At 44.0% G+C, this 26,844-nt stretch carries 18 protein-coding genes and 1 riboswitch; all 18 genes read right to left on the bottom strand.

The window, feature by feature from the left end:
• Positions 1 to 12: 12 nt before the first annotated feature.
• The gene (locus ABUA31_RS11570) at positions 13 to 378 is read right to left on the bottom strand and encodes a helix-turn-helix domain-containing protein (RefSeq protein ID WP_242857375.1); all 366 of its coding nucleotides are present in this window, start codon (positions 376 to 378) and stop codon (positions 13 to 15) included.
• Positions 379 to 552: 174 nt separating this feature from the next.
• Complete coding sequence (locus ABUA31_RS11575) at positions 553 to 834, bottom strand: homing endonuclease associated repeat-containing protein (protein WP_055146366.1); 282 nt, start codon at positions 832 to 834, stop codon at positions 553 to 555.
• A 44-nt stretch (positions 835 to 878) separates the two neighbouring features.
• Positions 879 to 7,121: an immunoglobulin-like domain-containing protein gene (locus ABUA31_RS11580; RefSeq protein ID WP_242859096.1), complete on the bottom strand. Its 6,243-nt coding sequence runs from the start codon at positions 7,119 to 7,121 to the stop codon at positions 879 to 881.
• 162 nt (positions 7,122 to 7,283) lie between these two features.
• A riboswitch (cobalamin riboswitch) is annotated at positions 7,284 to 7,427 on the bottom strand.
• 367 nt (positions 7,428 to 7,794) lie between these two features.
• A complete protein-coding gene (locus tag ABUA31_RS11585; RefSeq protein WP_173794628.1) occupies positions 7,795 to 8,628 on the bottom strand; it encodes a hypothetical protein in 834 nt (277 codons plus the stop codon).
• Positions 8,629 to 8,773: 145 nt separating this feature from the next.
• Complete coding sequence (locus ABUA31_RS11590; RefSeq protein WP_349093359.1) at positions 8,774 to 9,895, bottom strand: hypothetical protein; 1,122 nt, start codon at positions 9,893 to 9,895, stop codon at positions 8,774 to 8,776.
• Positions 9,882 to 10,610 (bottom strand): XRE family transcriptional regulator, encoded by a 729-nt coding sequence (locus tag ABUA31_RS11595; protein ID WP_055146357.1) that lies wholly within the window; start codon positions 10,608 to 10,610, stop codon positions 9,882 to 9,884. Before ABUA31_RS11595 ends, ABUA31_RS11590 begins: the two co-directional genes overlap by 14 nt.
• A 78-nt stretch (positions 10,611 to 10,688) precedes the next feature.
• The gene (locus ABUA31_RS11600; RefSeq protein WP_349818710.1) at positions 10,689 to 10,886 is read right to left on the bottom strand and encodes a hypothetical protein; all 198 of its coding nucleotides are present in this window, start codon (positions 10,884 to 10,886) and stop codon (positions 10,689 to 10,691) included.
• Between the two features lie 76 nt (positions 10,887 to 10,962).
• Positions 10,963 to 11,361 carry a hypothetical protein gene (locus ABUA31_RS11605; protein WP_055146351.1) on the bottom strand — a complete coding sequence of 133 codons (399 nt, stop codon included), beginning with the start codon at positions 11,359 to 11,361 and terminating at the stop codon, positions 10,963 to 10,965.
• Between the two features lie 35 nt (positions 11,362 to 11,396).
• Positions 11,397 to 12,773 carry a 23S rRNA (uracil(1939)-C(5))-methyltransferase RlmD gene (gene rlmD / locus ABUA31_RS11610; protein ID WP_349818709.1) on the bottom strand — a complete coding sequence of 459 codons (1,377 nt, stop codon included), beginning with the start codon at positions 12,771 to 12,773 and terminating at the stop codon, positions 11,397 to 11,399.
• Between the two features lie 47 nt (positions 12,774 to 12,820).
• Positions 12,821 to 15,919: a helicase C-terminal domain-containing protein gene (locus ABUA31_RS11615; protein WP_349818708.1), complete on the bottom strand. Its 3,099-nt coding sequence runs from the start codon at positions 15,917 to 15,919 to the stop codon at positions 12,821 to 12,823.
• Positions 15,903 to 18,032, bottom strand: a complete 2,130-nt coding sequence (locus tag ABUA31_RS11620) for a phospholipase D-like domain-containing protein (protein WP_349818707.1) — start codon at positions 18,030 to 18,032, stop codon at positions 15,903 to 15,905. Before ABUA31_RS11620 ends, ABUA31_RS11615 begins: the two co-directional genes overlap by 17 nt.
• Positions 18,033 to 18,049: 17 nt before the next feature.
• Positions 18,050 to 19,414: a hypothetical protein gene (locus ABUA31_RS11625; RefSeq protein WP_349818706.1), complete on the bottom strand. Its 1,365-nt coding sequence runs from the start codon at positions 19,412 to 19,414 to the stop codon at positions 18,050 to 18,052.
• A gap of 180 nt (positions 19,415 to 19,594) precedes the next feature.
• Positions 19,595 to 20,119, bottom strand: a complete 525-nt coding sequence (locus ABUA31_RS11630; protein ID WP_349818705.1) for a metallophosphoesterase — start codon at positions 20,117 to 20,119, stop codon at positions 19,595 to 19,597.
• A 61-nt stretch (positions 20,120 to 20,180) separates the two neighbouring features.
• Positions 20,181 to 20,783, bottom strand: coding sequence for an XTP/dITP diphosphatase (locus tag ABUA31_RS11635; RefSeq protein WP_022217550.1), 603 nt, complete (start codon positions 20,781 to 20,783; stop codon positions 20,181 to 20,183).
• 39 nt (positions 20,784 to 20,822) lie between these two features.
• Complete coding sequence (locus ABUA31_RS11640) at positions 20,823 to 22,517, bottom strand: lectin like domain-containing protein (protein ID WP_022217549.1); 1,695 nt, start codon at positions 22,515 to 22,517, stop codon at positions 20,823 to 20,825.
• Positions 22,514 to 23,671, bottom strand: a complete 1,158-nt coding sequence (locus ABUA31_RS11645; RefSeq protein ID WP_015534252.1) for a THUMP domain-containing class I SAM-dependent RNA methyltransferase — start codon at positions 23,669 to 23,671, stop codon at positions 22,514 to 22,516. The genes ABUA31_RS11640 and ABUA31_RS11645 overlap by 4 nt, the downstream gene beginning before the upstream one ends.
• Positions 23,672 to 23,703: 32 nt before the next feature.
• Positions 23,704 to 24,012: a rhodanese-like domain-containing protein gene (locus tag ABUA31_RS11650; protein WP_022217548.1), complete on the bottom strand. Its 309-nt coding sequence runs from the start codon at positions 24,010 to 24,012 to the stop codon at positions 23,704 to 23,706.
• Between the two features lie 130 nt (positions 24,013 to 24,142).
• Positions 24,143 to 26,785 carry a valine--tRNA ligase gene (locus ABUA31_RS11655; RefSeq protein ID WP_022217547.1) on the bottom strand — a complete coding sequence of 881 codons (2,643 nt, stop codon included), beginning with the start codon at positions 26,783 to 26,785 and terminating at the stop codon, positions 24,143 to 24,145.
• Between the last annotated feature and the right edge of the window lie 59 nt (positions 26,786 to 26,844).

Consider the following 26,844-nt stretch of genomic DNA (forward strand, 5'->3'; position numbering starts at 1 on the left):
TCCGGTCCCAGATCAGCTCAAGTTTATACTTACATATAAATATAATTGTAACACACTACCACCATTAATCAAATATTTAATGGGGGACGGAGGTACCTGGCACCTCCGTCCCCGGAGACGAAAGTGCAAAAAAACAACCTCCTGGCGGTTTCCCACCAGAAGGTCGTCAATCCCTACCCCGAATAGGCAGGCCATTGCATACATGTTGTCAAATGTAGGAAGGCATTCGCCCCTCTGCCACTTGTAGATCGATACAGGTTCATTGAACCCGAGAAATGCCTGCAATGCTTTTACGGTGATTCCTTTCTGCTCTCTCACTTCTTTGATCCTCTTGCCTGTTGCGCAAAGATCGATCATTGGAAAATTGTTCTGTGTCATAAATGATACCTCCCATTGTAAATGCTATAAACTATCTGACTACCAATATCTCCAATAGTCTTATAACTGGGTCAATATCCCGAACACTAATAATAAAATATGTCAGAAGGAATCTACAGATACTATAACACAAATAAACCACAGGTTAAAAGTAAACCTGTGGTTTAAAATTTTTTATTCAGTTTTCCAGTTCTGCTTCGCAAGCTTGTACTGGGTCATCTTCCTCTTGGAAGCTATGCGCTTATGCTTCTTTGCCTCAGCCCGCTCCGCAGACCGGTCAGGAAGAATGCCACAGGCCTCAAGGGCTCTCGGCCATGGCCCAAGGTAGGATTTTATCCAGCCAACCTGCTCCGGTGTAAAGTCTGACTTTTTCGGATATCTTCCAAGTGAAATATATGCGTCCAGAAGCATCTGACAACATTCTTCACGTGTATAGCCAGCTCTCTTGTTCTCCATACCTCTTTCCTCCGGATCATCTCTGCGTTTCTATGGCCTGAGAATTATTTTACTTTGACAGACTTCACTGAGCTGCCAAGTCCCATGTATCTCTTGCCATTTATTGTTTTGTAAGCTCTTACTCTCACATAGTATCTCTTGTTCTTTGCTAGATTCTTGATAGTTGCACTGCCATACTTTGCGCTCACATACTTTGTCTTTGCAGACTTAAAGCTCTTGTTTGTAGCATATGTTATCTGATATCCGGTAGCACCGCTTACCTTCTTGTAGGTCACCTTAAGACTTCTGCTGCTGTTTGATGCAAGCTTTGTTATTGATGACTTTGCAGGGGTAACTATCAGAGTTACGATTCCGCTTGCCTTGTTGTAATTGCTGTTGCCTGAGACAGTGATCTTTATCTGTACTCTGCCCGGCTTCTTGGTTCTCACAAGACCTGACTTGCTGTTTACTATCGCAATATTCTTGTTTGTTGATGAGTAAGTTACAGTTCCCTTACCGGCAGCCTTAACGGTTATATATCTGTTGTATACATATAATGTGTTGCCTGTCACTGTCTGGTCTGCCTTATTGATCTTGAAGGTCTGCTCAACACTGCCTGTATAATCATTCTTACCTGTTATAGTTACCTTGGCTGTTCCGGCGTTCACGTTATTTGCATACGATGCTGTATAATCAGCCGCCTCAAGTTTCTTACCGTCAACTGTTACTGTAACCTCAGGCTTCTGTGCCTTGCCTGTATATGTCACATCTGCAACTTCTATAACTGTGTTGTCCTTTGTGAGTGTAACCTTTGTATCCGGCTCCTCTGGCTCTACAGGAACCTCCTTGACTGTTATCTTGATAACGATCTGTCCAGCCTCGTAGTTCTCTGTTCCCTCAGATGAAACTGTGATCTCAGTCTCACCGACAGCCTTGACTGTCACACGTCCTGTCTCAGGATCTACCTCTGCCACCTCTGGTGCAGATGATGCAAATGTAAGTGTACCCTGTCCTGTAACCTCGAGATCAAATGGCTCTGCATTTTCAAGAACCTCGATCTCAGTCTTTTCTGTAGTTATCGTCTTTGTAGACTTCTTTATCTCGAACTCGCCCTGAATTGTACCAGAGAACTTACCAGTTCCCTTTACTGTACAAGTACCCTTTCCGGCATTTACGTTATCACTGTATGTAACCTCATAGCTGCTTGGATCAAGCTTCTTGTCATTTACATATACGGTAACTTCCGGTGTGAGCTCCTCTCCAGTGTACTCTGCGTCTGCTATCTCAAGCTTTGTATTGTCCTCAGTGAGTGCTGTCACTGCCATGATCTTGTACCATGCAGTTCTTCCACCTCTTGATGTGATCCTGCACACAACATCATTCGTCAGGTTGATCTTGGCTGAAAGTCCGTCAACCACAACATAATGGCCATCCGCAGTTGTCTTGTATGTCATGTCAAGCTTTACAAGATCTGCGCTCTCCGGCAATACAACACCGACCTCAAATGGATCAGCCTTTGTTCCTGTTCCATTCAGAACCTCTCCATTTGCCTTGTATGTGTAGATAGAATTCCAATTCTCATCGGTTTCTGTCTCTGTGGTAAATGTTATCTCTGTTCCATCTATTGTCATGGACTCAAATGTAGGAAGTCCTGAGAATGATGCTGCTACATCTGCTCCTGTGAGCTCATAGTGAAGCTCGATAGTGTCGTTATCCTTTGCATCCAGTGAACCAAGCCCACCGTTGTCAAAGTCGTCTCCGTTGTATGACAGCATCCATCCTGACATTGAGTAGTCAGCAACTGATGCAAGTCCGTTTACAGATACGATATATGGGCCATAAGCTGACTCTTGAATATCGTAGGCTATTCCGGCATTATCCAGTGCACGCTTTACAGCGTCAACCGCGGAAGCTGCCTCAACCTTTGTGTTCTCAAGGATAACTCCATCCTTTGATGCACCATTTATTCCGGCTGCACTTGCTGTGTAGTCATATACACCTATGTTGAAGATAGTAACTCCGTCAATTACAGTTCTTACCTTCTTGTATGTCTCTACAAATTCTCCATCTTCTGCTGTCAGAGGAACATTTGCCATGATCTCTGCTGCAGGTGCCACGTTCAAGATGGCCTCTCCGTCATTGATCTTGGTAACTGTGTCAACTGTGAGCTTCTTGACTGCCTCTATATTAGCAGCCGATACATATGAAGCCTGATCCTCTGTGATTCTCTCATCTGCTGCGGCTGTGCATGAATATGCAGATCCTGATATTGTCAGATCCTCTGAATAGCCTGCAAATACGCCTGTTGTGGCTGTGTCGCTGCCATTTACAGTTCCTGCGCTGTAGCAGTCTGTGATCTCCACGCCTGCGTCATTTGACGTATTACCCTTGAAAACACCTGCAATACCGCCTGCATTTGTCTGGCCTGTGATCGTTCCTGCATTGTAGCATGAAATGATCTTGCATCCAGGATCCTGTGGATAGTATTCATTGTGGCTTCCGAGTATTCCACCAACATTTGTCTTGGCTGTGATGTCACCATAGTTTGTCGAATTCTGTACGCAGATATTTCGGCTGCTCATAGATCCTATGATTCCGCCGACGGTACCACCGTTTTCTGCCTTAATAGTTCCATGATTTACACAGTTCTCAATCACTGTGTTGCTTATTTTGTTCGTGTTACAGTATCCTACCAGACCACCTATCGAAGCTGATGTATTTGTGCCTGTGTAAGTGATATTTACTTTAGATGTACAACCTGCTACTCTTGCCGGTGCATCTGTGGTTCCCTGATACAGGTATCCCACAACCGCTCCTGCTGCAGTCTTGGTGCTCATGATGATAGTTCCCTCTACTGTGAGGCTGCTGATCCTTGCACCCGCCTGTCCAAATATTCCTGAGTAGCCTATATCATTCTGATACAGATTGCTGATAGTATGTCCCTGGCCGTCAAATGAACCCATGTATATGGCACCCGATGTACCTATTGGTGTCCAGCTATATCCTGCAAGGTTGATATCCGCTGTGAGCACTGCATTTATGTCGACCTTCTTATTGACATTTACCTCATTTTCAAACCAGTACAGCTCTGCACCTGTGCTGATCTGGTATACTCCGTCAACCTGTTCAGGCTCGGTCTTGCTCTCGCCATCCCAAGCAGTTGCACTTGACGCTGTGAGGCTGATGGTCTGTGACATCTCGCCGGAAGTATCCTCCGGGATCTCAAATGTTCCCTCGGCATACATGTATCCGGCACACTTCATAGTGTAATTGTACTGTCTGCCTGCAAGACCATTGAAGCTGCCGTCATTTACTGTTACGGCATTTCCTTCAGTATCCTTTATGTTTACCTTATATCCTTCTACTGCTTCGTTTGTAGCACCATCCACTACATCAAGCTTTACCTGGACAAAGTCTGTCTTTGCCAGCTTAAATGACATATCCGGGAGACTTCCAAGGTATGCCACACGTACGCTTGCTGCCATCTGTACAGGCTTTCCTGTTGCATGGCGGACCTCTCTGTGTGAACCGTATGGCGAACCAAATCCGCCCTCATACAGAACTCCGCTCAGCGTGTACTCGTCACCTGCAAAATACTGAGGTATCTTGACTGTAACTGTCTGGGCAGCAGGATATGATGCAAATGCATACTGGTTGCTTGCTCCTGAGAATTCATTTCCCTCACCATCTGACAGTTTTATAGTTCCGGCCATGTTGTAAATTCCTGCAAGCTTGTTGGCCGGAATATACAGACCGTCGTATGCCTTCTTGCCATCCTCTGTACGCTTACCATATGAAACCTCTATGGTATCACCGGCTCTGAGTTCATCTGCTGAGATCTCGCCACCATCAGCGTTCTTATATGTGTATGATACCGGGACTTCCTTTGCACGTACTACCTGATATGTGCTAACTCCGTCCTTTGTCACCTTTATTATGTTTGATCCCTCTGTGAGACCGCTTACAGTGTAGCTTCCATCATCATTCTTCTTGACATCTGCTGTTGTAAATCCACTGTATGTAAGCTTGTTTCCCGTGATCTGTGGATGAAGAACTGATACTGCCACTCCATCCTCCGGTGTAAATGTGTACTCTGCACCGGCTGCTCCCTCAAGATAATACAGAACATCGATCTGTGCATCCAGATTGTCTACAGCAGTCTTAGCAGTCTCTGTGTTGCGTCCTGCATTTAATGTCATATTTGTCTGAATGTCTGAGCCGTCATTTCCTACAGTGAATACGACTACACCTGTGTTTTCAGGCCAGATCGCACTGAAGAATGAACCGCCCATACCAGGCTTGTTGATCTCTGCATCATAGGTTACGAGAAGTATCGCTGTTCCCTCTGACTTTGCCTCGATCTCTGCTATCTCTGAATGCTCGCCAGGTACAACGCTGATCACATCACTTGATGGGTTACCATTCTCATCGATAACTGTGTAGTGATAATCAGGCTCTGCTGATTTTGCATTCATGATACCCTCTATTGCCTGCCAGTTACGGAAGCACTCAAGGTGATACTTGTCACCCTTCTGCATTGACACGTAGCCCTTCTCATTTGAAGTCATATAGATATCAGCTACATCTGAGCTATTGGCTGACATGTCATGTACAACTGTGCCAGGGCCATATGTGCTGTCGCCGATGTACATATCCTCGGCTGTTACCTTGTACTCAGCATCTGTGGTTGTGGAGAACCAGTTCCAGTATGTCACTCCCTCTCCACCAGTTACACGGTAGTAATATGTGATACCACTTCCAAGCTTATACTTGTATGTGTCATATCCGGCATCCTTGCTGTCTATCTTGATGCCAGCCTCATCCTTATATATATAGTATGTTGAAAGTGTACCAACTCTGAGCTCAGTTCCCTCTGGAACTGTGAACTCTACTGTCTTTGCCGCTGCAAGAGCTACTGAATAACCGTAGCTTCTGTTGGATGTAAGTGTGTTTGACACAGTCTTAGAGATATAGTCATCTGCTCTATCTCCAACCGGATCATATGTCACTGACACCATATCAGCATAGTAGAACAGTCCTGCATACTTTGCCCAGGCGCCATCTGACCCCTCCCTGGTCTTTACAAACTCTGCATGTCTGTCCACATTGTCAGGAGACATAACCTTACCTGTGACGGTATAGTCAACGTCTTCCTTCCAATATTTTTTGTTGCCATCTACAGTGTCATAACCTGTACATGCTATATCTGTGATACTGTATATGCTGTATGACTGCTGTGGATCGTCTGTGACTACGAGATCTATAGATCCCATATCTGTCTTCTCGTCACCGCTCTTCTGATATGCTGACAGACGGTATGTACCCGGCTCAAGCTCAAGGGTATACTTGCTGCCATCAGGCTCTCCAACTTCAATCTCATTGCCCTCTGAATCAGCCAGAGTCATGTAAGGAGCAGAATAATTCATGGTTACAGATACTGTATTTCTCTTGTCGCCCCTGATCTTCTTCTCAACTGCCTGAACCTCATCTGCAGTTGCAGTGAGATCTGTCATGACCGCCTGAACCTCTTCACGTAGAGCCTCGTCCTTAGCTATCTCATCTGCATGCTCTGCATAGAGCACATAGAGCTCTGTCTTGTCCTGAGTCTCATAGTATGCATACTCAGAGTCAAATGTATTCTTATCCGGATTGTAGCCATATCCCAGATCTGCGCCATAATCTGCGAGTGTGAACTGCCAACGGATAACGTGTGTATTGTCTACTCCGGCTGCAGAATCTACCTGATATTCTCCTGCGCCGACATTTCCCATTATATTGTCAACTGTGTTCATCCAGCCAGACATGCTGAAATAGTCAAACTGGCCAAGATCTTTTCCAGTCTTGTCCTTAAGCTCAAGTGCCTTTCCATTCTTCTTCTGATAAGCATCCTTAAGCTCCTGTGGAACATTTGCAGCTCCCTTATCAATGCCCTTTACGTTGGCAAGATAATAACTGGAACTGTTGTATTTGTCTGTTCCTGAAGGTTCTGTTTCAAGTCCCTCTTTCTTGAAAAACGCGTAAGTTGCCTGTGATACGGTAAGCTTAGACAGGTCGATGTCTATGCCTTCCTCTTTCCAGACTTCACCGATCTCTTTGTAGGACATTCTCTCTGGCTCGATATAGAATCCCTGGCCAAGAGTAAATCCCTCAAGAGACAGCACAACGTACTCAGTGCTGTAATCAACTTCGCCATCACTCTCTGCGGCAGCAGCCTGAACATAGCCCCAGCTTGCATTTGAAGCAAATGGTGCCACTAAAACTGCGCATGCCAATAAGAATGAAAGCATCAATGTCCTGATTCGTTTCATCTCCTATTTTCCTTTCTTTATTTAATTGTAGGTTATAAAGCAGGGAATATGTATTCTGCTTTTCCCACGCCCAAAAGCTAACAGATGAACTGTCGTGTCATCCGCATCCGGGTACTCCGCATATCCCGGCTGTCTGTGTCTGTCAGACGCCGTCACGCGGCCGGAAATCTCATAAAATCTGCGGGCATTCTGACTGAAAGACACAAGTCTTAACACAGTAATGGCGGTTGCACCGGAATCTCACCGAATTTCCCCCTGATCGGATGCTTTTTCAGGACGGCATCCGAGCAGATTTTCACTATGAAATCACAGGGTTTATAGTAATTGTGAATTGGGGAATTGTCAACTCCAAGTACCACTTAATGTACTTTTTTGTCATATTTTATTAGTAAGGTGAGAAATGTGTTTTATCCATATCACACATTTCTGCATAATATGTAAGTAGAGAGAAATTACTGAAAATACCTTTGGATTTCATTCTGCTGTCCACAGCATACATTTGGGTTACAAATCCTCCAAGCCATGATAACATCAAGAAATCGAAGGATGTCAAAGAGATGCTATCAGAGATGGTTGAGGAAGAGAGAAACCGTAAGAAAGTCAAAAGCCGGATATTCCTATTTTATAGAGATATCCGGCTTTTCTTCTGGCTCTTATTCTGATTACTTTTTAGTTACGGAAGCCAGCTTATTCTGACCTCTTTGAGCTGTCCTGTTGTATCGTCAAACTCAAATGTATAGCCGCTGCTTCCCATATAAACCTCAGAATCTACACTGTACTTGACTATCTTGCCATCTACTTCTGCATTCTCGCTGCACTTTTCAAGCAACTGATCCTTGGTGATAGTTGTTGGAAATGAGAAGTTCACCTGCTTTGCACCATCAAGCATCATCTCACTGATCTCTGCATTCATGCTGGCATCATAATCCGGGTTTGGCACAAAAAGGTGTGAATATCTTACATATGAGAGAACGCAATCCTCTGCCTTCTGCTCACTGTCAGTAAAATTGCCAAACATAAACTGCATCGTTACGTAGTCATTGATGTCTGCTGTGTATCTGTCAGTTTCGTAATTTTTATTTACATTGTTGCCACTGTTATTGAGTGAATTCTGCTCAAATGGTATTCCACCGTCTATAAGATCCTTCAAGGTGGACTCACCTAAAGTGAATTTCTTTCCATTATATACAAATGACCTATTGTCAAGATCTGCGTAATTCTCGCTGAGTCCCGATGCCAATGTAAAATCCTCATATACAGGCATCGTAAATTCTGTGGATTCCTCACTGTCATCACTGTAATCGGTTTCATCTGCATATGAATCATCAGATTCAGTATCACCTGTATCCTCAGCCTCAGATTCCTCCTCCGTTGCCATTTCCGTTTCGGTTACCTGCTCTGTTGACTCCGTCTCTCTGGTGGATTTGCCATCATTTCCACATCCAACTATAGAAATTCCCATCACCACCGTGATAAGTCCTGCAATCAACATTTTCCTGTTCCTCATATAATAATCCTCCTTAAAACCTAGTGGCTTTATTATTGAGAATGTCACTATATTTTATCAAGCCGTAATCGGTTGCAACCAGGCAACTATGGGTAGCAAACCGGAATTATAGGGATTTTCGTCACTTTTTTGCAATCTATAGTGCTTATTTCTCCGTAATGTTCATGAAACTATAATAAGTGTCTCTGTCCATGGCATCCGGATTATCATCGGCAAATCCGCTGACTGTATATATGTTTCCATCCTTTAGATCAGCATATGCATTAAAATAGTATGTGATATTTCTCTTGCCGTCCTTTATATATAAGGTCGAATATGTGTAGTAATAAAATGTCACACCATTTACCTCACACTGACCTTCCTCTGTTACCTTTGATATTCCGGCCTCGGTCTTTCTGTCTGCCATATCAGATGCTGTCATCCAACTATACGGTACGATCGAAGTCACAACCGTGATCTTATCACCGTCTGAATAGTATGTCTTACCTGACAAATCCTCATTCTGAAGGCTGTAATTTTCAGGGATTTCATATGACACGGTAGTATCTCCATTCACGACACTGTCCACTACTCCCGTCTCCATAGCTTCGTCCTCCTGCCAGTATGAGCCTGTCATATCATTTGTCTCATCTGTGGGAACGGCCCCCGCAACAATGGCCACAGCTTCATCGGCAGCCTTCTCATATACCTCAGCTCTCTCCGCCCCGCTCAGCGCATCTATATCTATCTCATCAAATCTTATCGAAGTAAAGAAACGCTGCCCTTCCCCGGCATCACATATAAGCTGATAAAAATATGATCTGTCGAACTTCGCACCTCGTTCATTTGCAAGACTCGCTATGTATCTGATATATTCCTTCCCCTGTATCTCGAACTTCTCAGGCTCCAGCTCCATCACATAACCTGCGTCCTCAATATTTTTCTTGCGCTGCTCTCTGTTGTCCCAGAAATCCGCCATCGTCTTATCCTCCACATCGATCTGTATCAGATAATCATCACAGCTTCTTATATTAAGGCAGCCACTCTCATGTATGATCGCCAGTCCTACCGGCTTCACAGAGAAGGCATATCCCTTGAACACTATATGCCAAGGCTCTGTCTCATCGTCAGCTATTTTTTTTCCATCCTGTTCAGTTTCACTTTTTTCTTCCGTCTTCCGCGCACTGTTCAGATCAATAACGCCCATAAACTCAAGAGCGACAAATGCAGCTCCCGCCAGTATGCATGCTATTACGATCGCGCAGACAATTTTTTTACATTTTTTCATCGGCTGTCTTATCCTCAAGTATGATCTGAAGTGTATCTTCTTTCTTCATCCTTCTTATCTCAAGCCCAATGAGGATCAGAAGAATAATAAACACCAGCATGACAAATGATGCGGCAACTATGGTTGATGTCTTGTAATTCAGAAACAGACCATCACCGTCCGCCCCTGTGTACAACTGTATGTAATCTCCATCTCGTATCCCCGGTACATCAAGCCACACAGTATCCATGATCTTTCGGCCATTGTCATCCAAATATGCCAGATCAGCTTTTGTATACTGCTGATACACCTTCTCCACGCGCACATTTCCGTTCTTATCTGAATGGCTGATCCACTCGTTCCTCACAAACAGCACCGCCACCACAATTACACAGAAAACGCATATGGCTGCCATCACGCAAAATAATATTTTCAATCTGGCAAGCCTGCCTTTTCCCCTGAGATTCTTCAGATGGACAGCATTATTCGTTGAAGTCCCATCCCCGGACACCTCTTCCGGCGCCTCCGGCTCATCACCCTTTCCATATATAAGTTCTCCAACCTGTACATCCAGAATCTCACATATACACACAAGCCTGTCCAGATCAGGATACGCCTTATCCCTCTCCCACTTGGACACAGCCTGTCTGCTGACTCCCATCTTTTCCGCAAATTCCTCCTGATTCAGCCCGGCTTTCTTCCGGTACTCCTGAATCCTGGATCCTATAAGCAGCATTTGTTTTCCTCCTTTTTCCGAATATTCGGATTGACATTCATATTGTTAATAAGTTCTTTTAGAGAATTGGCAATTGGCTTATCTTCCACTTCTCCATCTATATCCATATTTTTCTTCAAATACAGACAAATCTGTTTCATCTTTCCTCTTAACAAGAAATACACCCGCATCAATTTCTTTTTTTATATCATCACAAATAGTACTAAAATCTTCATTTGAGTAATAATTAGGATATTGTTTCGTTTTTTCAAAATAATTTTGAATAGTTTCTCTCATGTCTACATACCTCAATTTAATAAATCTTATAACAGTAAAAGGTGTTAGGTGTTACAGATCCGCCATGAGGTGCAAATCATCTCAGCACATACCATTCTTCACCAAATTCTTCATAAATTTGAACCGCTGACGGATCATCAAGTCTCTCTGTAATACCTGTTTCTGATTCAAGGAAAACAAACTCTTCATTGTCATCTATAACCCGAATTCCATATAATTGCTTTAACGGATAATCCATGATAGTTGTCCCTTCCGTTTTACGCTCTGAATCAATATTAACATGATACAAATATTCCTTTTCAATCGATTCGAACGGTGCCTGTCCATACAATCCGTAAATATGTTTTTTCCCTTTTGTATCAATAAAATAGCCTTCGACATATGGCTCAGAATAAGAAGATACCGGCATGATAAATACTATTTTCTGTTTCTCCAAAAGATTATCAACATCATACTCAAAACGCCCTCCCGGCATAATACAATCCACTACTTAGTTAGTCTATTCTTAACCTAATCCGCCCTGCGCATTTTCACGATGGTTTCTACGTGAACAGTACCCGGAAACTGATCGACGGCACAAGCCTTGGTCACAAAATATCCATGCTCCTGCAAAGTCACCAGATCCCTTGCAAGCGATGTTGGCTTGCAGCTTATATACACAAGCTCCTTCACACCATAGTTGATGATCTTCAACAGGGCCTTCGGATTGATTCCGTCACGAGGTGGATCAAGCACTATGAAATCCGGTTTGTCCTCTATGTCATCTATTACCCTGAGTACATCTCCGGCGATGAACTCACAGTTGTCAAGGCCGTTAAGCTCCGCATTCACACGGGCGGCCTCCACGGCTTCCTCAACTATCTCCACGCCGATGACCTTCTTTGCGACAGGCGCAAGAAGCTGGGCTATCGTTCCGGTTCCGCTGTAGAGGTCGAATATGACGGCATCCTTTGTGTCACCCACATATGAACGCGCCCTGTCATAGAGCCTCTCCGCACTCTTTGTATTTGTCTGGAAGAACGAGAACGGCGATATCTTGAACTGAAGTCCGAGAACTGTCTCGTATATATACTCTGTTCCATAAAGCAGATTTGTCCTGTCACTGATGACCGCATCCGCCATGGAGTCATTCTCCGTGTGGAGGATTCCTGCGATCTTTCCCTCAAGCGGCAGCTCCAGCAGCCCCTTCACGTATGCATCAAGGTCGAGAGCCGCCAAATTCTGGGTGGTTGTCACCAGATTCACCAGCAGATCGCCATTTGTCGCCGAACGTCTGATAACCAGATGGCGCAGAAGCCCCTCGTGCTGCATCTTTTTGTAATATGGGAGTCCCGCCTCCTTGCAGAACTGGACAGTATATTTCACTATCTTGTTCAGATCATCATTCACTATATAACAGTCATCCATCTGAACTATGTCGTATGTGCTGTTCTTCTTGTGAAGTCCAAGCGCCAGCGGGCCGTCCTTGTACTCATCGCCAAATGAGAACTCCATCTTGTTCCTGTATCCCTTTGTCACAGGAGATGCAAGTATCCCCTGCCACTCATAAGGGTGAGCCTCGCTGTCTATCACTCCGTCAAGGAGGCCTTTGACAAGCCCCTCCTTCACCTTGAGCTGGTTATCATAACTGAGTGTCTGGTAACTGCAGCCACCACACATTCCAAAATGGGAACAAACTGGCGAAGCATCCTCAAGCTCAGATTTCTCAAGAACCTCAAGGAGCCTTCCGTCCGCCTTGCCCTTCTTCAGCTTGGTTATACGGCAGCTCACCTTCTGTCCTTTTATTGCTCCCTTAACTGTAACTTTTCTGTCATCCATATGAAAGCTTCCCTTGTTCGGGAACTCATATGTGTCTATCACACCTTCAACTATATCGTGCTTCTTCATATCATTTTACCTGTCCTTTTCTATCAGTCTCTATCGTCACTTCAATTCTACAACCGCTCATTGTATGGAGAAAAATCTACATATAACTCCTGCACATCTGTCTCTTTTTTGTTGACCATAAGTCTCTCCAGCAGCTCGTCTGCATCCGCCTGTCCAATAACAGATCTGTACAACTGAAGCAGCTTGAGCATATTATGATACTTCTCCATCATGGATGAGTTATAGAAATACGGCACCAGCCTTTTTATTCCAGCCACCTCAAGCTTATTATCATCTTTTTTTCTGGCAACAAGCCAGTGTGGTATAATGCCGCAGTTTAATTTCTGATTGCCTTCTTCGCACAACGAAGCCTTTGCTGCTTCAAATGCATTATCCAGAAGCTTTGGTATATCATCAGCGCATATCCTGGTCTCCTCTTTATTGCCATACCATTCCATAACTGCCTTTCTCACCGCAAGACAATTATACCTGTTTATTCTGCCCTCCCTCTGTTCAAAATCAGTGGGATTAGCAGGAATAGACAAATGTACTATTCGATCCGCATAATTATGGAAATCCAGTCCTTCCTGACCTATTGAGGTCGTAGCAAATACAAATGGCGCAAATGGCGAGTTAAACGCAGCCTGAAGATTGGATATACTACTCACTTTATCGTCGTCATTACTGCTTCCTATACATCGCGCATAGTATGTATCTCCGTTCTTATCATCGCCTGTCCCGGATATCTGAAGTCTGCCCTCTTTTGTATGTTCATACAATGTAATATTGATTTTGGGTGCCTTATGTACATTATGCCAATCTGACAAGAATGCCGTGTTCCCTATATATTTCAGCTCTTGCAATACATACTGAAGTTTTCCTTCTTCACAGTAATCAATTATAGACTTTCGGAGACTATCCTCATCCATCTGTAAAGTGTCGCCACTGTCCCTAAGGGCAAAACCTTCTTTATTCCTTTTTATCGGCAGTCCCATCTCAGACCACACAGCAAACAAACCTGACGCTGATGTTGTAAATATCCTTCCAACACTTTTTATTTTTATTATACCTTCATCGCCATTATTACCCCGCTCTGGATTTTCTTTGAAACCAGCCACCAGGCCCAGTATTTGTTCTAATATTTGTTCTAGTATGTTCTTTGCACTTTCCTGAAAATCCTGAAGTTCTTTCTCCGTAATACTCTTATCCTGTTCCTGTTTCAATATCCACCAGATAAGTCTTCTTTTCACTTCTCGGCTGATAAGCCCTGCCATAGCTCTCGGTACAACAACTCTGTCTGAGAACATAATGGTCTTGCCAAAGTTTTTGTGCTCTGCAAATGCACCTTTAAGCTCTTTCCAACCGACCACAGAAGGAACCCACAGAAGTCTGGCTGCTCCTGGATGATTCAGAAATACATCCTCCCTTGTCATGCCATTATACTTACCAGATTTCAGCATAGAATCGATATCCAGAGATTCTATGTCCAGAATATACTCCAACACCTTCTCATAAACTCCATGCCATTCCCCTAGTGTTTTGGACATATCGTTAAAATCATCTTTAAGAATATAACATTTTGAGTTGTTTTTATATTTTATTTTCTCAGCGTTAACATCTTCATTAAAATTGCGTTTAATTTTATAGCCATCATCGCCGCCGGCCTGTTTGTTCCCTCGATTCATGAACGACAGAACATATGGGATTCTCTCAGCATATGCTGCCGCTGTACCCGTACCTATATAATACCTGCCATTGCTCGTATTATATTCAACAAGCTCATTCGTATAATCAAGAAGAGCTTTGATCCCACCACATCCGATCTCCTGTTTATCAGCATCTCCAGCGTCTGTGCTGTCTTCTCTCAGCTCACGCAGCACATTGATCCTCTCCATTCTGGTAAACACTGATCCCATCTGTCTCTCAAAGGCGTTTTTCTTTTCCAGAACCTGTTCCTTACTCTCACTATCTGATCGTGAATATTTTTCAAGTGCAGTCTTATAAGCCTCAAGGGAACTTGAAATTACAGACATACCATTTGTTCCCCCTCCTTTTTCAAGGAAGCGGCACACATCATATATACTTGCATTTTCCGTGCCTGCTGTATCTGTATCCGTCTCATCCTGATCTGCATTTTTACTCATATACATCCTAAATGGAGTTGCAGACAACATCAGAACATATGGATTTCTGTCTTCCCCATCAGACTCCTGTTCCAGAACCTTTCTTATGATACTTTCCTCATCATCTGAAGCCTGACCTATGATCTCCTTGAAATTTTGGAATTCATCCATAATAACCAGCCCGCAGTCCAGCCAGTCCATCGTGATCTCCGCAAAGCCTTTCCTTACGATCTGCCAGGTATTATAAAAGTTTTCTATTTCATATTCATCACCATTACAGCTATCCCTGATAATACTACATGCTTTATTAAACTCTTCATCACTCTCGCACTTGGTCCTGTACAGCTCCCTCAGCTTCGTAAAATCTTTATTTTTTTCAAGCTCCTCTGATAAATTGATTTTTTCATGATCCGAAAAAGCCAGTATCCTATTACACAGAAACTCTCTCTCTTCTGCTCTGCCACTTCCTTTTATATCAATAGAAGTTCTCTGTGTCATTGGCAATATTCTAAGTCTAGTCTCCAATGCATTGACCCTGCCCAGAGATTCATATGTGTGGTCTTTTCCATATACATTGCAATAATCCTGAAGTACCTCTCGAAATTCCACTTCATAACCTGATGAATTACTGCCAGTTTTAAATTTTAATGTGTAAATATTCTCGCATTCTATCTGAAGCACTTTTCCCGACAGACAGCTGGCGCGGTTCATCCATTCTTTGTCATTATTTTTATCAAGGCCCAATTTCTCCTCATTCTGCTTGGCAATATTCGTGTTGGAACATATATAAATGACATTAAAATAATAATAATGCTCCTCCACCACATCTCTTATCTCTGTTTCAGACTTGCCGGCAATTTCCTGCTCAAGGAGTTTACACATAAGACACCTGATGACGCCCCTCGCAATAATAGTCTTTCCAAGGCCCACCTCATCTGCAAGAAGAAATCTTCCGCTGGTACACTCTCCCATATAACTGTCAACGATCCTTCTTATAGCACGTTTCTGATAATCTGTATATTCAATTTCACCTCTGTCCGTCATATTTGATTTCCCCTTTTAAACATTCGAATTGCGCTATCATATTTTCAACCAGCTTTTTATCCATACATGCTATTTCTGCCTGTTCCTCCTGCGACATACCTCTGTTTCGAAGCGCATACATTTCATATATAGACTTCACCCGATTCTCATATCCTGTTAAGACTGAATCCAGACTTTTCTTCTCGTTTATACATCTTTGAATCAGCTCTTCTAACGTAGGAATGCAGTTTCTTACATAGCGCTCATACTCCTTAACGCCCAGTCGGCTTCCTGAATCATCAGAATTATTCTCCGACTTATCTATACTGCTGTCTTTATAATTTCTGCTGCATAACAAACCTGCTATTTTCTCATATATCAATATTCTCTGCACATCTAACAGATTATCTGCCGCGTCTGTCTCGTCTCCATCATTATCATTGGGCTGAGCACACCAGCATATATGTATGTTTGCCCGAGCGTATTCTTTGTTCTTATATTCAAGTGTCAGGATAAACTGCTGCCCTGCTTTTCTCCTGTTAAGTCCTGACCAGGATATATCAGTCTCCATAACATCAGAATTGGGATCTTCCGATATCTCATCCGCAAATGTGTTTTTTAGCAGATTTTTTCTTTTTTCCGGATAATCGACAGGACATATCTTTATAGATATATGTTCGTCTTCACCGTTTTCATCTCTCTCACATTTATTTTCTTCTGGGATCTTTCGCTTTGCTATAGATTTTTCAAAAGTAGTCAGGCCCTCATTGATCGAAGTGATCAGCTCACCGACATTATCCTTCTCTTGCGCCGTCGCAATCCCGGTCCTGCAAACGGTCAGCGTATAATTATCACTTTGGCTGAATTTCACAGCATACATCTGGCTTATCTGTAGTGCCAATTTCCTAAACTCACTATCTATATCGAGTTCATGCTCTTCAGATCCAGTGACCTTGGGTATTTTTCTATATGTATACAGTCTATAATCTTCTTGAAACGCTGTCTTTATACAGTCATACCGCTGTTCCGTTATATCTTGAAGCTTCACCACCAGTTCTCTGTTATTTCCAAATGCTCTGTTGGAAAAATTCAGTGATCCCACAAAAACCCATTGATCTTTATCTGACAGATATGCCTTAAAATGTGAACTTGATGGTTTTCTGTTTACCTGATTCTCCTCTATCTCATACACATAGAACTGGCGGCTGTCAGTTTTGTCATCATCCTCCACTATCTGCTTTTCAGCACAACGTTCATACCCCAGCTTTGTCAGTTCATTTTCCATAGTATATATGTTAGTTTTCTTTGGGCATTCTCTCAAAAAACGATCTGATAAAAACGGTGAAAATATGTGATCTGCCCCTTTTAGCATATCTTTGAATTCTGTACCTGGGAAAGCTTCCCCAAATGCTGTGATCTCTGGAAGTTCATCCATCTTAAAATAATATGAATCCAAAGCAAGATTCTCTATCACCTCGCCTATATTACGGTTGTCGATATATGGACTATACGATCTCCAATTTTCTCTTTTATATCCAAGCAATCTATCTATCGCATCTGATATATCAGCTTTTGTGCCTTTCAGTTTTACATATTTGTCCCTGTCCGTTTCAGGCACATCCTGTTCTCTGTACGCTTCAAGCTCCATACATGCAGCAAATTCCTTGTTGTGTGAATTCACCAGATTCATACTGCCTATAATCAATCGGAACAGTGTATCTGCCCCCTCGGCCGTCTTATCTTTTTTCTCAAACTTCACCAGATACATCTTGGGATGGAAGCTGTGATCGCGCTCTCCAAGTGGAATCGTGTAATACGCCGTAAACCGTCTTGTGTACTGATACATCGTGGAGGCCGAGCTCTTGTCATAGCCATTATTACAGACAAATCCTATGTGTTTCTCCATCCATTTCATATCCTCGATACCTTTATCGAACAGCATCTTCAACCGCTCTGTGATCGACAGACCTGTACCACTGTCCATCCCCTTTGCTGGTATATCCCTCATATATAACAGTGCCGACAACAATGCTTTTGCATCAATACTATATGTGCACAGCAATGCGCCCACTGTTTCGTATCCCTTTGGCGGACGAAGCTTGTCCAATAAGTACATATCCTCTATATTTTCCATATTTACTCCCAATTTATCTAATTATAAAACAACTCTGATATATAATAGCTTACACACATGGTTATGGTTCCCGGAAATCTGTTTTGTCTTTCTGTAGGACGATACTCCCACCTGAATGTGTCTATATAATCCTCTGTGTCTTCTATATTTCTTAGATTAGTGCCTAATTTTGACGCAGCCCCCTGCACGTGTTTCTCTCTTTCCTCCACGATCTTGGCAATTTTCTCTATATCACTTGTATTTATGTCTTTTATATCTACTTCCTCCAATTTTTTTGTTATCTTATATATAAAATTCCAGCATTCTTCTAAATCCCCGTTTTCTCCATGACCGATAAAACCTTTACATTTTTCATATTTCCCTTTCCAGTAATTTTTTATTTTTTCTTCTTTTATTTCAGTGCTAATCTCGAAATATGCTGCGATCTCAGATCTGATTTTTTCTTCATATGCTTTACGTTTATCGTCATCTCTTCTGAACAGCAGCCATTTATAACTGAGCTTGGCAATATACTGGATAATAGAATATATCTGGGACTGGCGAAGATATTCATACATACAAAATTTCCCTTTTATACTCTCGCCATAATTGTCAATTTCTTCAAATTTATAAAGACTCTTACTATTTTGTCTTATTTTTAAATCTTCAAGTTTTTCATATTTGAATTTACCCGCTTTACCTTCTTTATATAATTTTGATACAGAATCTTCCCTTAGTACATCTTTTTTATTTGATACAGGTGTTTTTTTTAATCCAAGGAAACTGGCGATAATATTTGATGTATATGAATATCTGTATATTCTATCATCATCCGGCATCAACACCCGCCTTATATAATCCATTTTCTCTATTTCATCCAGTTTCCCCGGGCTATAGATATAGTCCTTTTCATAATCTGTAAGATCCTCTACATCTGAACCAACTTCAACATTATCTATCACATTTTTCACAAATTTATATCGGTCTGTTTCTTTCAGTATATCAAGTAAGCATACATCATTTATCGAATACCCTTCGTCCAGATAATGCAGCATCTTCATCTTATTCTTGTATTTCTTGTAAGCGCGGTCCTTTGCATCATCAAAGAATCCCTTTCCTTTGCACTCCTCACGGTGTTTTTCAACTATATGGTGACTGATCATTCTTTCATAATAATCAATATCATCCTCTGATCCCTTTTCTTTAAGTACATGATATATGGCATTGAGATAATATATATATACAAGATTAGGCATAAGTGTCGTACACTCTGGAAACAGTATCTCCGAGATCCTGTTGTTCATCGGTCTAAGTCCCAGGACATCCCTGTTATTTGCTTCCTTAAAAAAATTGCTTATTCCCCTATCATCTTTCCCATACAAACTGCAAAATCCAAACTCCACAAGTATCCCCCTTCCCATACTCAAAAATGCCGGACACCTACATCACAATGAAGTGCCCGGCACCAATTATACTACCTTTATACCTGTCCTATCCCCACAGATCCTCAAAAAACTTCTTCCTCTTCTTCTCCTCCGGTATGGAACATCAGCCATTTAAAGCTGCCTTCGGCAAGGCTGATGCTACATGTCAAATTTTCTTCGAAAACTTGACACATTCAACTCTACCCTCGGCAGCTCATTCTGCGCAAAAAATGGCGTTCCGTGCTGGTCAAAATCAAGCAGCATATACGTTCCAATCCGGTTGTCCCTCGGCAGAGCCAGACTTCCCGGATTGACAATGTATGAATCCTTGTAGCACGTCAGGTCACGGCGGTGGGTGTGTCCATACATTACGAAGTCATATCCTTCCGTGTCGATAAGCTCCTCCAGATATGAAATACCGCTGTTCACACCATACCTGTGTCCATGCGTTATAAATGCCCTCTTATCTCCGATGTTGAATTCGTCATATATCGGGAGCTCCGGGTTGTAATCGCAGTTGCCCCTCACCATGTGGATCTCACAGTCAAACAGGTCATGTATCAGCTTTTCGTCTCCCTCCACATCACCGAGGTGTATCAGCATGTCCACGTCGCCAACTATATCGTGTATCTGTTTTAAGCAGCTACTCTTGCCATGAGTGTCACTTATTATCAGTACTTTCATCTATTCCTCCTAACGAGAATCCATCGATCCCACTGATCATTAACTGATTTATTCCTGATTCTCACTTACTCTCCCTGTGCGCTCTGATGACGTTCTTCATCAGTCTCAGTGCATTTCCCCTGTGACTGATCTTGTTCTTCTCCTCAGGATCAAGCTCCGCAGTGGTCTTGCCCAGCTCTGGAAGGTAAAATATAGGGTCATACCCGAAACCGTTCTCGCCGCGCTCCTCGTAGCCTATGATTCCCTCTATGGTTCCGCGCTCTGTGTACTCGCTTCCATCCGGGAACACTGCTGCTATAGCGCACACGAATCTTGCTGTCCTCTCAGGATCTGGAACCCCGGCCAGCTTGTCTATTATGTACTGGTTCTTTATCCTGTACGATGTGTCCTCGCCTAGGAATCTCGCGCTGTATATTCCAGGCGCCTTGTCCATATAGTCGACCTCAAGGCCTGAGTCATCGGCAAGCACCAGACATCCGCTCTCCTTGCTGATGGCTCTCGCCTTGATCAGAGCATTCTCCTCAAATGTCTGTCCGTCCTCCACTATGTCTATATCGATCCCAGCCTCTTTCATGGACTGTATCTCAAATCCGAGGTCAGCAAGTATCATGCGGACCTCCTTCATCTTTCCTTCATTTCCCGTTGCAAATATCAGCTTGTCCATAATAGTTCTCCTTTCCCACAGCTTACATACACTTCCTGTTTATTCTGTCTTATCCGTAAATGCCTTGAGGCAGACGTTACATTTTCTCTCTTTTTCCGCACTGTACCACTGATTTCCATACAGACTTATATAGCCTTCTCCGTCGGAGATGTCAAAGCTGTCGGTCATGGAATCCGCATCATACTCTATGGCTATCGGGTATTTGCTGCCCGGCGTGGTTATATGTACTATGACCGCAAATTTCTTTTCATCCGGGAGCTTGACCACATCATCCAGGTTGACCGTGTAGTATCCTGCGTACTCCATCTCGCCTGACGCGACAAGCTTCTTATTTGCCAGATCGTCAGTGTCCTCAAAATTTGTAGCCACATATACTTCATATGTCGTCTTTGCATCAGTAGCATAGAATGACACAGCCTTGAGCTCCTCGCTCTTGCCTGCCGTGTAAACATTTGCAAAGTAGGCATCCTCCTGGTCAAATCCAAGGACTCCGACCCAGCCCAGCTTGTCCGACTGGTATATCTTATCGTAGTTGTCTGCGCCCTCAAGTCTGGTGTACACAACACTGGTCTCGCAAATATGCGCATCATAGTAGGATATATAGAAATATCCATCCTCGCCAAATTCGGTTCCCCAACTGTTCTTACAGATAAAAGCACCATCTTTCTTCGGCGCCTTGTTAAAGTTGTTCTTGCTGTAATTGTCATCCCATCCTACTATTACCACATCGTGGTTGATTCCCTCTGAACCATCATAATAGTACGCATGAGTCTCCTCGTTGTAATACTCCGAGCTGCTGTCGGCATCTATCATATCGCTGTATATCGCAGTCTCCACACCGCCCTTGGTGTACACTGCCTCTTTCACAGCCTTCAGATTCTTGTCGTCAATTATCTCCGCCTCCTGCAAATGCTTCACGGCCTTAAGCTTGGAGTTCGTCTTGTCATCCCCGTACGGATCATCCTTCTCGAGAACCGGTCCCTTCCAGGATGCAAGATATGCAATACTCATCCTGTACTGGCCACCCTCAAACTGTTCAACGCCAAATCCGTTGTTCATGGTCATGTTATCCACAGAGAACTGCAGCTTTTCATCCGGCATAAGAGTTGTCTCAAGCGCAGCCAGCGACGCAAATGCCCAGCATGTTCCCGAGTCTCCCTGGTCTCTGACCTCTGTGACCCTGCCCTCTTTTCTCATGTCGTAGGCGGCCGGCAGCTTACTGTCCTCACCGACCTTCTGCAGGGATACACGGCCTGTGTCATAATTGTACTCACATGTATAGTCGAGCGTGTCCGCTATATACTCTATAGGGACAAATGTCTCGTCATCCTTCTTTATCGGCGCATCCGCGATCTTCACGTCCTTGCCGTCCAGCTCTGCATCCTGGGAATCAAGCACCAGTCTGGCGACTCCTTCATTCCTCTTGATCACGATACTGCCATTCACATACTCTATGTATGTGCACTTCATCTTATCCTTGAGCATCTTCAGCGGCATCATAAGGTGAAGATTATTGCTTACATACGGCTTGTACTCGTCCTCTTCCACCTCACTGCCATTTACATACAGTGTGAGTCCCGCTTCATTGTAATCGCCCGCAAGCTTCTCAGACATGCCGGAAACTGCGTGTTGATCCTCCTCGTTCTTCTCCAGACGTCCCGACGGCTCCTTTGTTCCGTAATACGCCAGAGCACCTATGGCAAGGATCAGAATTATATATACAAATTTCTTCAAGCTTCTTCTCTCCTTCGTTTAGGCGGCTTCGGTCCCATAAACTGATAGAAATATGATTTTATCATTCCGTTGTATATCTTGCGGTTTCTGTCGGCCTTTCTGCCGATATACTTCTCCGCATCCGTATACGATGTGATGAGGAACATTGACCAGTCATCAAGATTCCTATAGCTCTCGCCGATGGTCCTGTACAGCTCAGGCAGAGCCTCCTTCTCCTCAAGTCTCTCTCCGTAAGGTGGATTTGTGATTATAAATCCATACTTCTTCGGATTCCTCAGATCCTTCACATCCCTCTGCTGAAAATGGATGTGCTGCTCCACTCCTGCTGCCCTGGCATTCTCCATGGCACACTTCACCATATCGCCATCCAGATCATATCCCTGTATGTTCATCTTCACATCGTGGTCTATGAGATCATGAGCCTCATCCACCGCATTGTACCATATCTTCTTGTCACAGATCTTGGACCACTCCTGGGCCGTGAACTCCCTGTCCATTCCCGGTGCGATGTGTGCTCCTATCATGGCAGCCTCTATCGGAAATGTTCCACTTCCGCAGAACGGATCTACAAGGACTCTGTCCCTGTGCCACGGCGTGAGCATGATCAGCGCGGACGCCAGCGTCTCCGATATAGGAGCCTTTCCAACCAGCTTTCTGTATCCCCTCTTGTGAAGTGACACACCTGACGTGTCAAGTGCTATGGTCACTATATCCTTGAATATAAATACTCTCACCGGATAGCTTGCGCCATCCTCCGTGAACCATGACACTCTGTATGTCTGCTTCAATCTCTCAACCATAGCCTTCTTGACTATGGACTGTATATCCGATGGACTGAAGAGTGCACTCTTGTTTGATGTCGCCTTGGACACCCAGAATTTTGCATCCCTTGTCAGATACTTCTCCCAGGCGATGGCCTTTGTTCCCTCGAACAGCTCGTCAAATGTGGCGGCCTTGAAGCTGCCACATTTGAGCATGATACGCTCGGCTGTCCTTATAAAAATATTTGCCCTTGCAATCGCACTCTCGTCTCCGGCAAATGTGATCCTTCCGTCCTCCACCTGGACTATCTCGTATCCAAGATCAAGTATTTCTTTTTTCAGTACCGACTCCAGTCCAAAATGACATGGAGCTATAAGTTCTACTCTACTCATTTCCTGCCCTTTCTGTGGGTTGTATATTTGTTCTATCGCTGTCTTGTGAGCGGGCCTCTGTACTGCGCCAAGCCTCCCACCGTGTTGATAACTCTGTATCCATCCTCGCTCATGATGAGCGCAGCCTTCATGCTGCTCACCCCATGAGCACAGTATACCAGCAGATATTTGCTTTTGGGAAGAGTATACTCCCCCGCTTCTATCAACTCAAATGGAATATTTACCGCCATGGGGATGTGTCCCTCCAGAAATTCATCGCGGTCCCTGACATCCACTATTATGCCGCCCCTTGCAACAGCTTCACGTATGATGTTGCGTATGGGAATACTTGTGAATCCCATTTCTCCACCTCCTTCATACCGACAGAAAAACCTCTTCTGTTATATGATATGAAGGAAATGTCTCATCGACACAATAAAAACGAAGATCCCGGCAGGCGAAAAGCCAATTCCGTCTGTCGGGACCTTATAATTACTTCTTAAGCTGTGCAAGACGCTCGGCAACCTGCTCAGACATCTCAGTGTACTTGGCAAGCTTTGCCTTCTCCTCCTCAACCTTTGCAGCTGGGGCCTTGTCAACGAACTTTGGATTTGCAAGCATTCCTGATGCACGCTTGATCTCTCCGGCAAGCTTAGCAGCCTCCTTCTCAAGTCGCTCGATCTCCTTGTCGATATCCACAAGCTCCTCAAGAGGAATGTATACAGCGGCATCGTGGATCAGTGTTGATACTGCATTCTCATCGATTCCTGTCTTGTCCTCCTGAACGTGTACCTCGCTGGCATAACCCAGTGTGGCAAAGAAGCTCTTTGATGACTCAAATATATGTCTCACGTCCTCCTTTGCAGATACGACATATACCTTTGCCTTTCTGCTAGGTGGTACGTTCATTCCTGTACGAAGGTTTCTGATGGCACGGACTGCTGCCTTGATAGTGTCAACAGCGGCCTCGTCAGCCTCAAAGTTCCACTCGTCTGTGTACTCAGGCCACTTGGAGATCATGATCGACTCCTCCTCGTCCTGAATGTTGCAGAAGATCTCCTCTGTGATGAATGGCATGTATGGATGAAGAAGCTTAAGTGCCTGGATCAGAACTGTCTTAAGTGTCCAGAGTGCTGCTGCCTTTGTCTCATCCTCATCGTTGTAGAGACGAGGCTTAACCATCTCGATATACCAGTCACAGAACTCCTCCCAGATGAAGTCGTATACCTTGGATACAGCGATACCAAGCTCGAACTTCTCCATGTTGTCTGTCATCTCTTTTGCAAGTGTGTTGACCTTGGACAGGATCCAGCGGTCAGCTATTGTCAGGTCTGACAGCTTCACATTTGTGAAATCTGCCTTCTCCATGTTCATCATGATGAAACGTGTTGCGTTCCAGATCTTATTTGCAAAGTTTCTGGAATTCTCAACTCTCTCCCAGTAGAAACGCATGTCGTTTCCAGGAGCATTTCCTGTTATAAGTGTCAGACGAAGGGCGTCTGCACCGTACTTATCTATAACCTCAAGCGGGTCAATACCATTTCCAAGTGACTTACTCATCTTACGTCCCTGGTCGTCTCTTACAAGTCCGTGGATCAGCACATGCTTGAACGGGCTCTTGCCTGTCTGCTCAAGTGCTGAGAATACCATACGGATTACCCAGAAGAATATGATGTCGTATCCGGTTACAAGCACGCTTGTAGGATAGAAGTATTCATACTCAGGTGTCTTATCCGGCCAGCCAAGTGTTGAAAATGGCCACAATGCAGATGAGAACCATGTATCGAGCGTATCCTCATCCTGTGTGAGATGTGTACATCCGCACTTTGGACATACTGTAGGTGTCTCACGGCTGACGATGGTCTCGCCGCACTCATCACAGTACCATGCAGGGATTCTGTGTCCCCACCAGAGCTGTCTTGATATACACCAGTCACGGATATTCTCAAGCCAGTGGATGTATGTCTTGTCGAACTGCTCAGGCACAAATGAGAGCTCATCGGTCTTGATGATGTCAAGTGCTGCCTGTCCCATCTCCTTCATGCGGACGAACCACTGAGGCTTGATCATAGGCTCTACAGTTGTCTTACATCTGTCATGTGTTCCTACGTTGTGGCTGTGTGGAACTACCTTTACGAGAAGTCCCAGTGCGTCAAGGTCTGCCACCATCTGCTTTCTTGCCTCGTAGCGATCCATGCCTGCATACTTGCCTCCGAGCTCATTTATGGTTGCATCATCGTTCAGTATATTTATCTCCTCAAGATTGTGACGCTTTCCAACCTCGAAGTCGTTAGGGTCATGTGCAGGTGTGATCTTTACACATCCTGTTCCAAACTCCTTGTCAACATATGGATCTGCGATAACCGGGATCTGTCTGTCTGTAAGTGGCAGCTCCAGCATCTTTCCTACTATATCTGTGTATCTCTCATCGTCAGGATTTACTGCAACGGCTGTATCTCCGAGAAGTGTCTCCGGTCTTGTGGTTGCTATCTCCACAAATCTTCCAGGCTCTCCAACTACAGGATAGTTGATATGCCAGAAGAATCCGTCCTGCTCCTCATGTATAACCTCAGCATCTGATATGGAAGTCTTACATACAGGACACCAGTTGATGATCCTTGAGCCCTTGTAGATGTAGCCCTTCTCGTACAGTCTTACAAATACTTCCTTGACTGCCTTGGAACATCCCTCGTCCATGGTGAATCTCTCTCTGTCCCAGTCAGCGGATGAACCCATCTTCTTGAGCTGGCTCACGATACGGTTGCCGTACTCTTCCTTCCATGCCCATGCATGCTTTAAGAACTCCTCACGGCCGATCTCTTTCTTATCTATTCCCTGCTCCTTCAGCTTCTCTGTAACCTTAACCTCGGTTGCGATGGCTGCGTGGTCTGTACCAGGCTGCCACAGTGCTGAGTAGCCCTGCATTCTCTTGAATCTGATAAGTATATCCTGCATTGTATTGTCCAAGGCATGTCCCATGTGGAGCTGTCCTGTTACATTTGGAGGTGGCATTACGATCGTAAATGGCTTCTTGCTCCTGTCAACCTCTGCGTGGAAATACTTCTTCTCCTCCCACTTTCTGTAGAGTCTGTCCTCTATCTGGGAAGGATCATATGTCTTCTCTAACTCTTTCATCTCATTCTTCCTTTCTATTCTTCCTGATCTCTTACATGTTGATATATACTTTTACAAAA

The organism is Coprococcus sp. RTP31081st1_H1_RTP31081_211007, assembly GCF_040227275.1.
GTDB classification, from domain to species: Bacteria; Bacillota; Clostridia; order Lachnospirales; family Lachnospiraceae; genus Coprococcus; species Coprococcus aceti.

Excerpts from the sequence above, each read along its gene's own strand:
- ABUA31_RS11570 (WP_242857375.1), bottom strand. The coding sequence starts at position 378 with ATGACACAGAACAATTTTCCAATGATCGATCTTTGCGCAACAGGCAAG.
- ABUA31_RS11575 (WP_055146366.1), bottom strand. The coding sequence starts at position 834 with ATGGAGAACAAGAGAGCTGGCTATACACGTGAAGAATGTTGTCAGATG.
- ABUA31_RS11580 (WP_242859096.1), bottom strand. The coding sequence starts at position 7,121 with ATGAAACGAATCAGGACATTGATGCTTTCATTCTTATTGGCATGCGCA.
- ABUA31_RS11585 (WP_173794628.1), bottom strand. The coding sequence starts at position 8,628 with ATGAGGAACAGGAAAATGTTGATTGCAGGACTTATCACGGTGGTGATG.
- ABUA31_RS11590 (WP_349093359.1), bottom strand. The coding sequence starts at position 9,895 with ATGAAAAAATGTAAAAAAATTGTCTGCGCGATCGTAATAGCATGCATA.
- ABUA31_RS11595 (WP_055146357.1), bottom strand. The coding sequence starts at position 10,610 with ATGCTGCTTATAGGATCCAGGATTCAGGAGTACCGGAAGAAAGCCGGG.
- ABUA31_RS11600 (WP_349818710.1), bottom strand. The coding sequence starts at position 10,886 with ATGAGAGAAACTATTCAAAATTATTTTGAAAAAACGAAACAATATCCT.
- ABUA31_RS11605 (WP_055146351.1), bottom strand. The coding sequence starts at position 11,361 with ATGCCGGGAGGGCGTTTTGAGTATGATGTTGATAATCTTTTGGAGAAA.
- rlmD (WP_349818709.1), bottom strand. The coding sequence starts at position 12,773 with ATGAAGAAGCACGATATAGTTGAAGGTGTGATAGACACATATGAGTTC.
- ABUA31_RS11615 (WP_349818708.1), bottom strand. The coding sequence starts at position 15,919 with ATGACGGACAGAGGTGAAATTGAATATACAGATTATCAGAAACGTGCT.
- ABUA31_RS11620 (WP_349818707.1), bottom strand. The coding sequence starts at position 18,032 with ATGGAAAATATAGAGGATATGTACTTATTGGACAAGCTTCGTCCGCCA.
- ABUA31_RS11630 (WP_349818705.1), bottom strand. The coding sequence starts at position 20,119 with ATGAAAGTACTGATAATAAGTGACACTCATGGCAAGAGTAGCTGCTTA.
- ABUA31_RS11635 (WP_022217550.1), bottom strand. The coding sequence starts at position 20,783 with ATGGACAAGCTGATATTTGCAACGGGAAATGAAGGAAAGATGAAGGAG.
- ABUA31_RS11645 (WP_015534252.1), bottom strand. The coding sequence starts at position 23,671 with ATGAGTAGAGTAGAACTTATAGCTCCATGTCATTTTGGACTGGAGTCG.
- ABUA31_RS11650 (WP_022217548.1), bottom strand. The coding sequence starts at position 24,012 with ATGGGATTCACAAGTATTCCCATACGCAACATCATACGTGAAGCTGTT.
- ABUA31_RS11655 (WP_022217547.1), bottom strand. The coding sequence starts at position 26,785 with ATGAAAGAGTTAGAGAAGACATATGATCCTTCCCAGATAGAGGACAGA.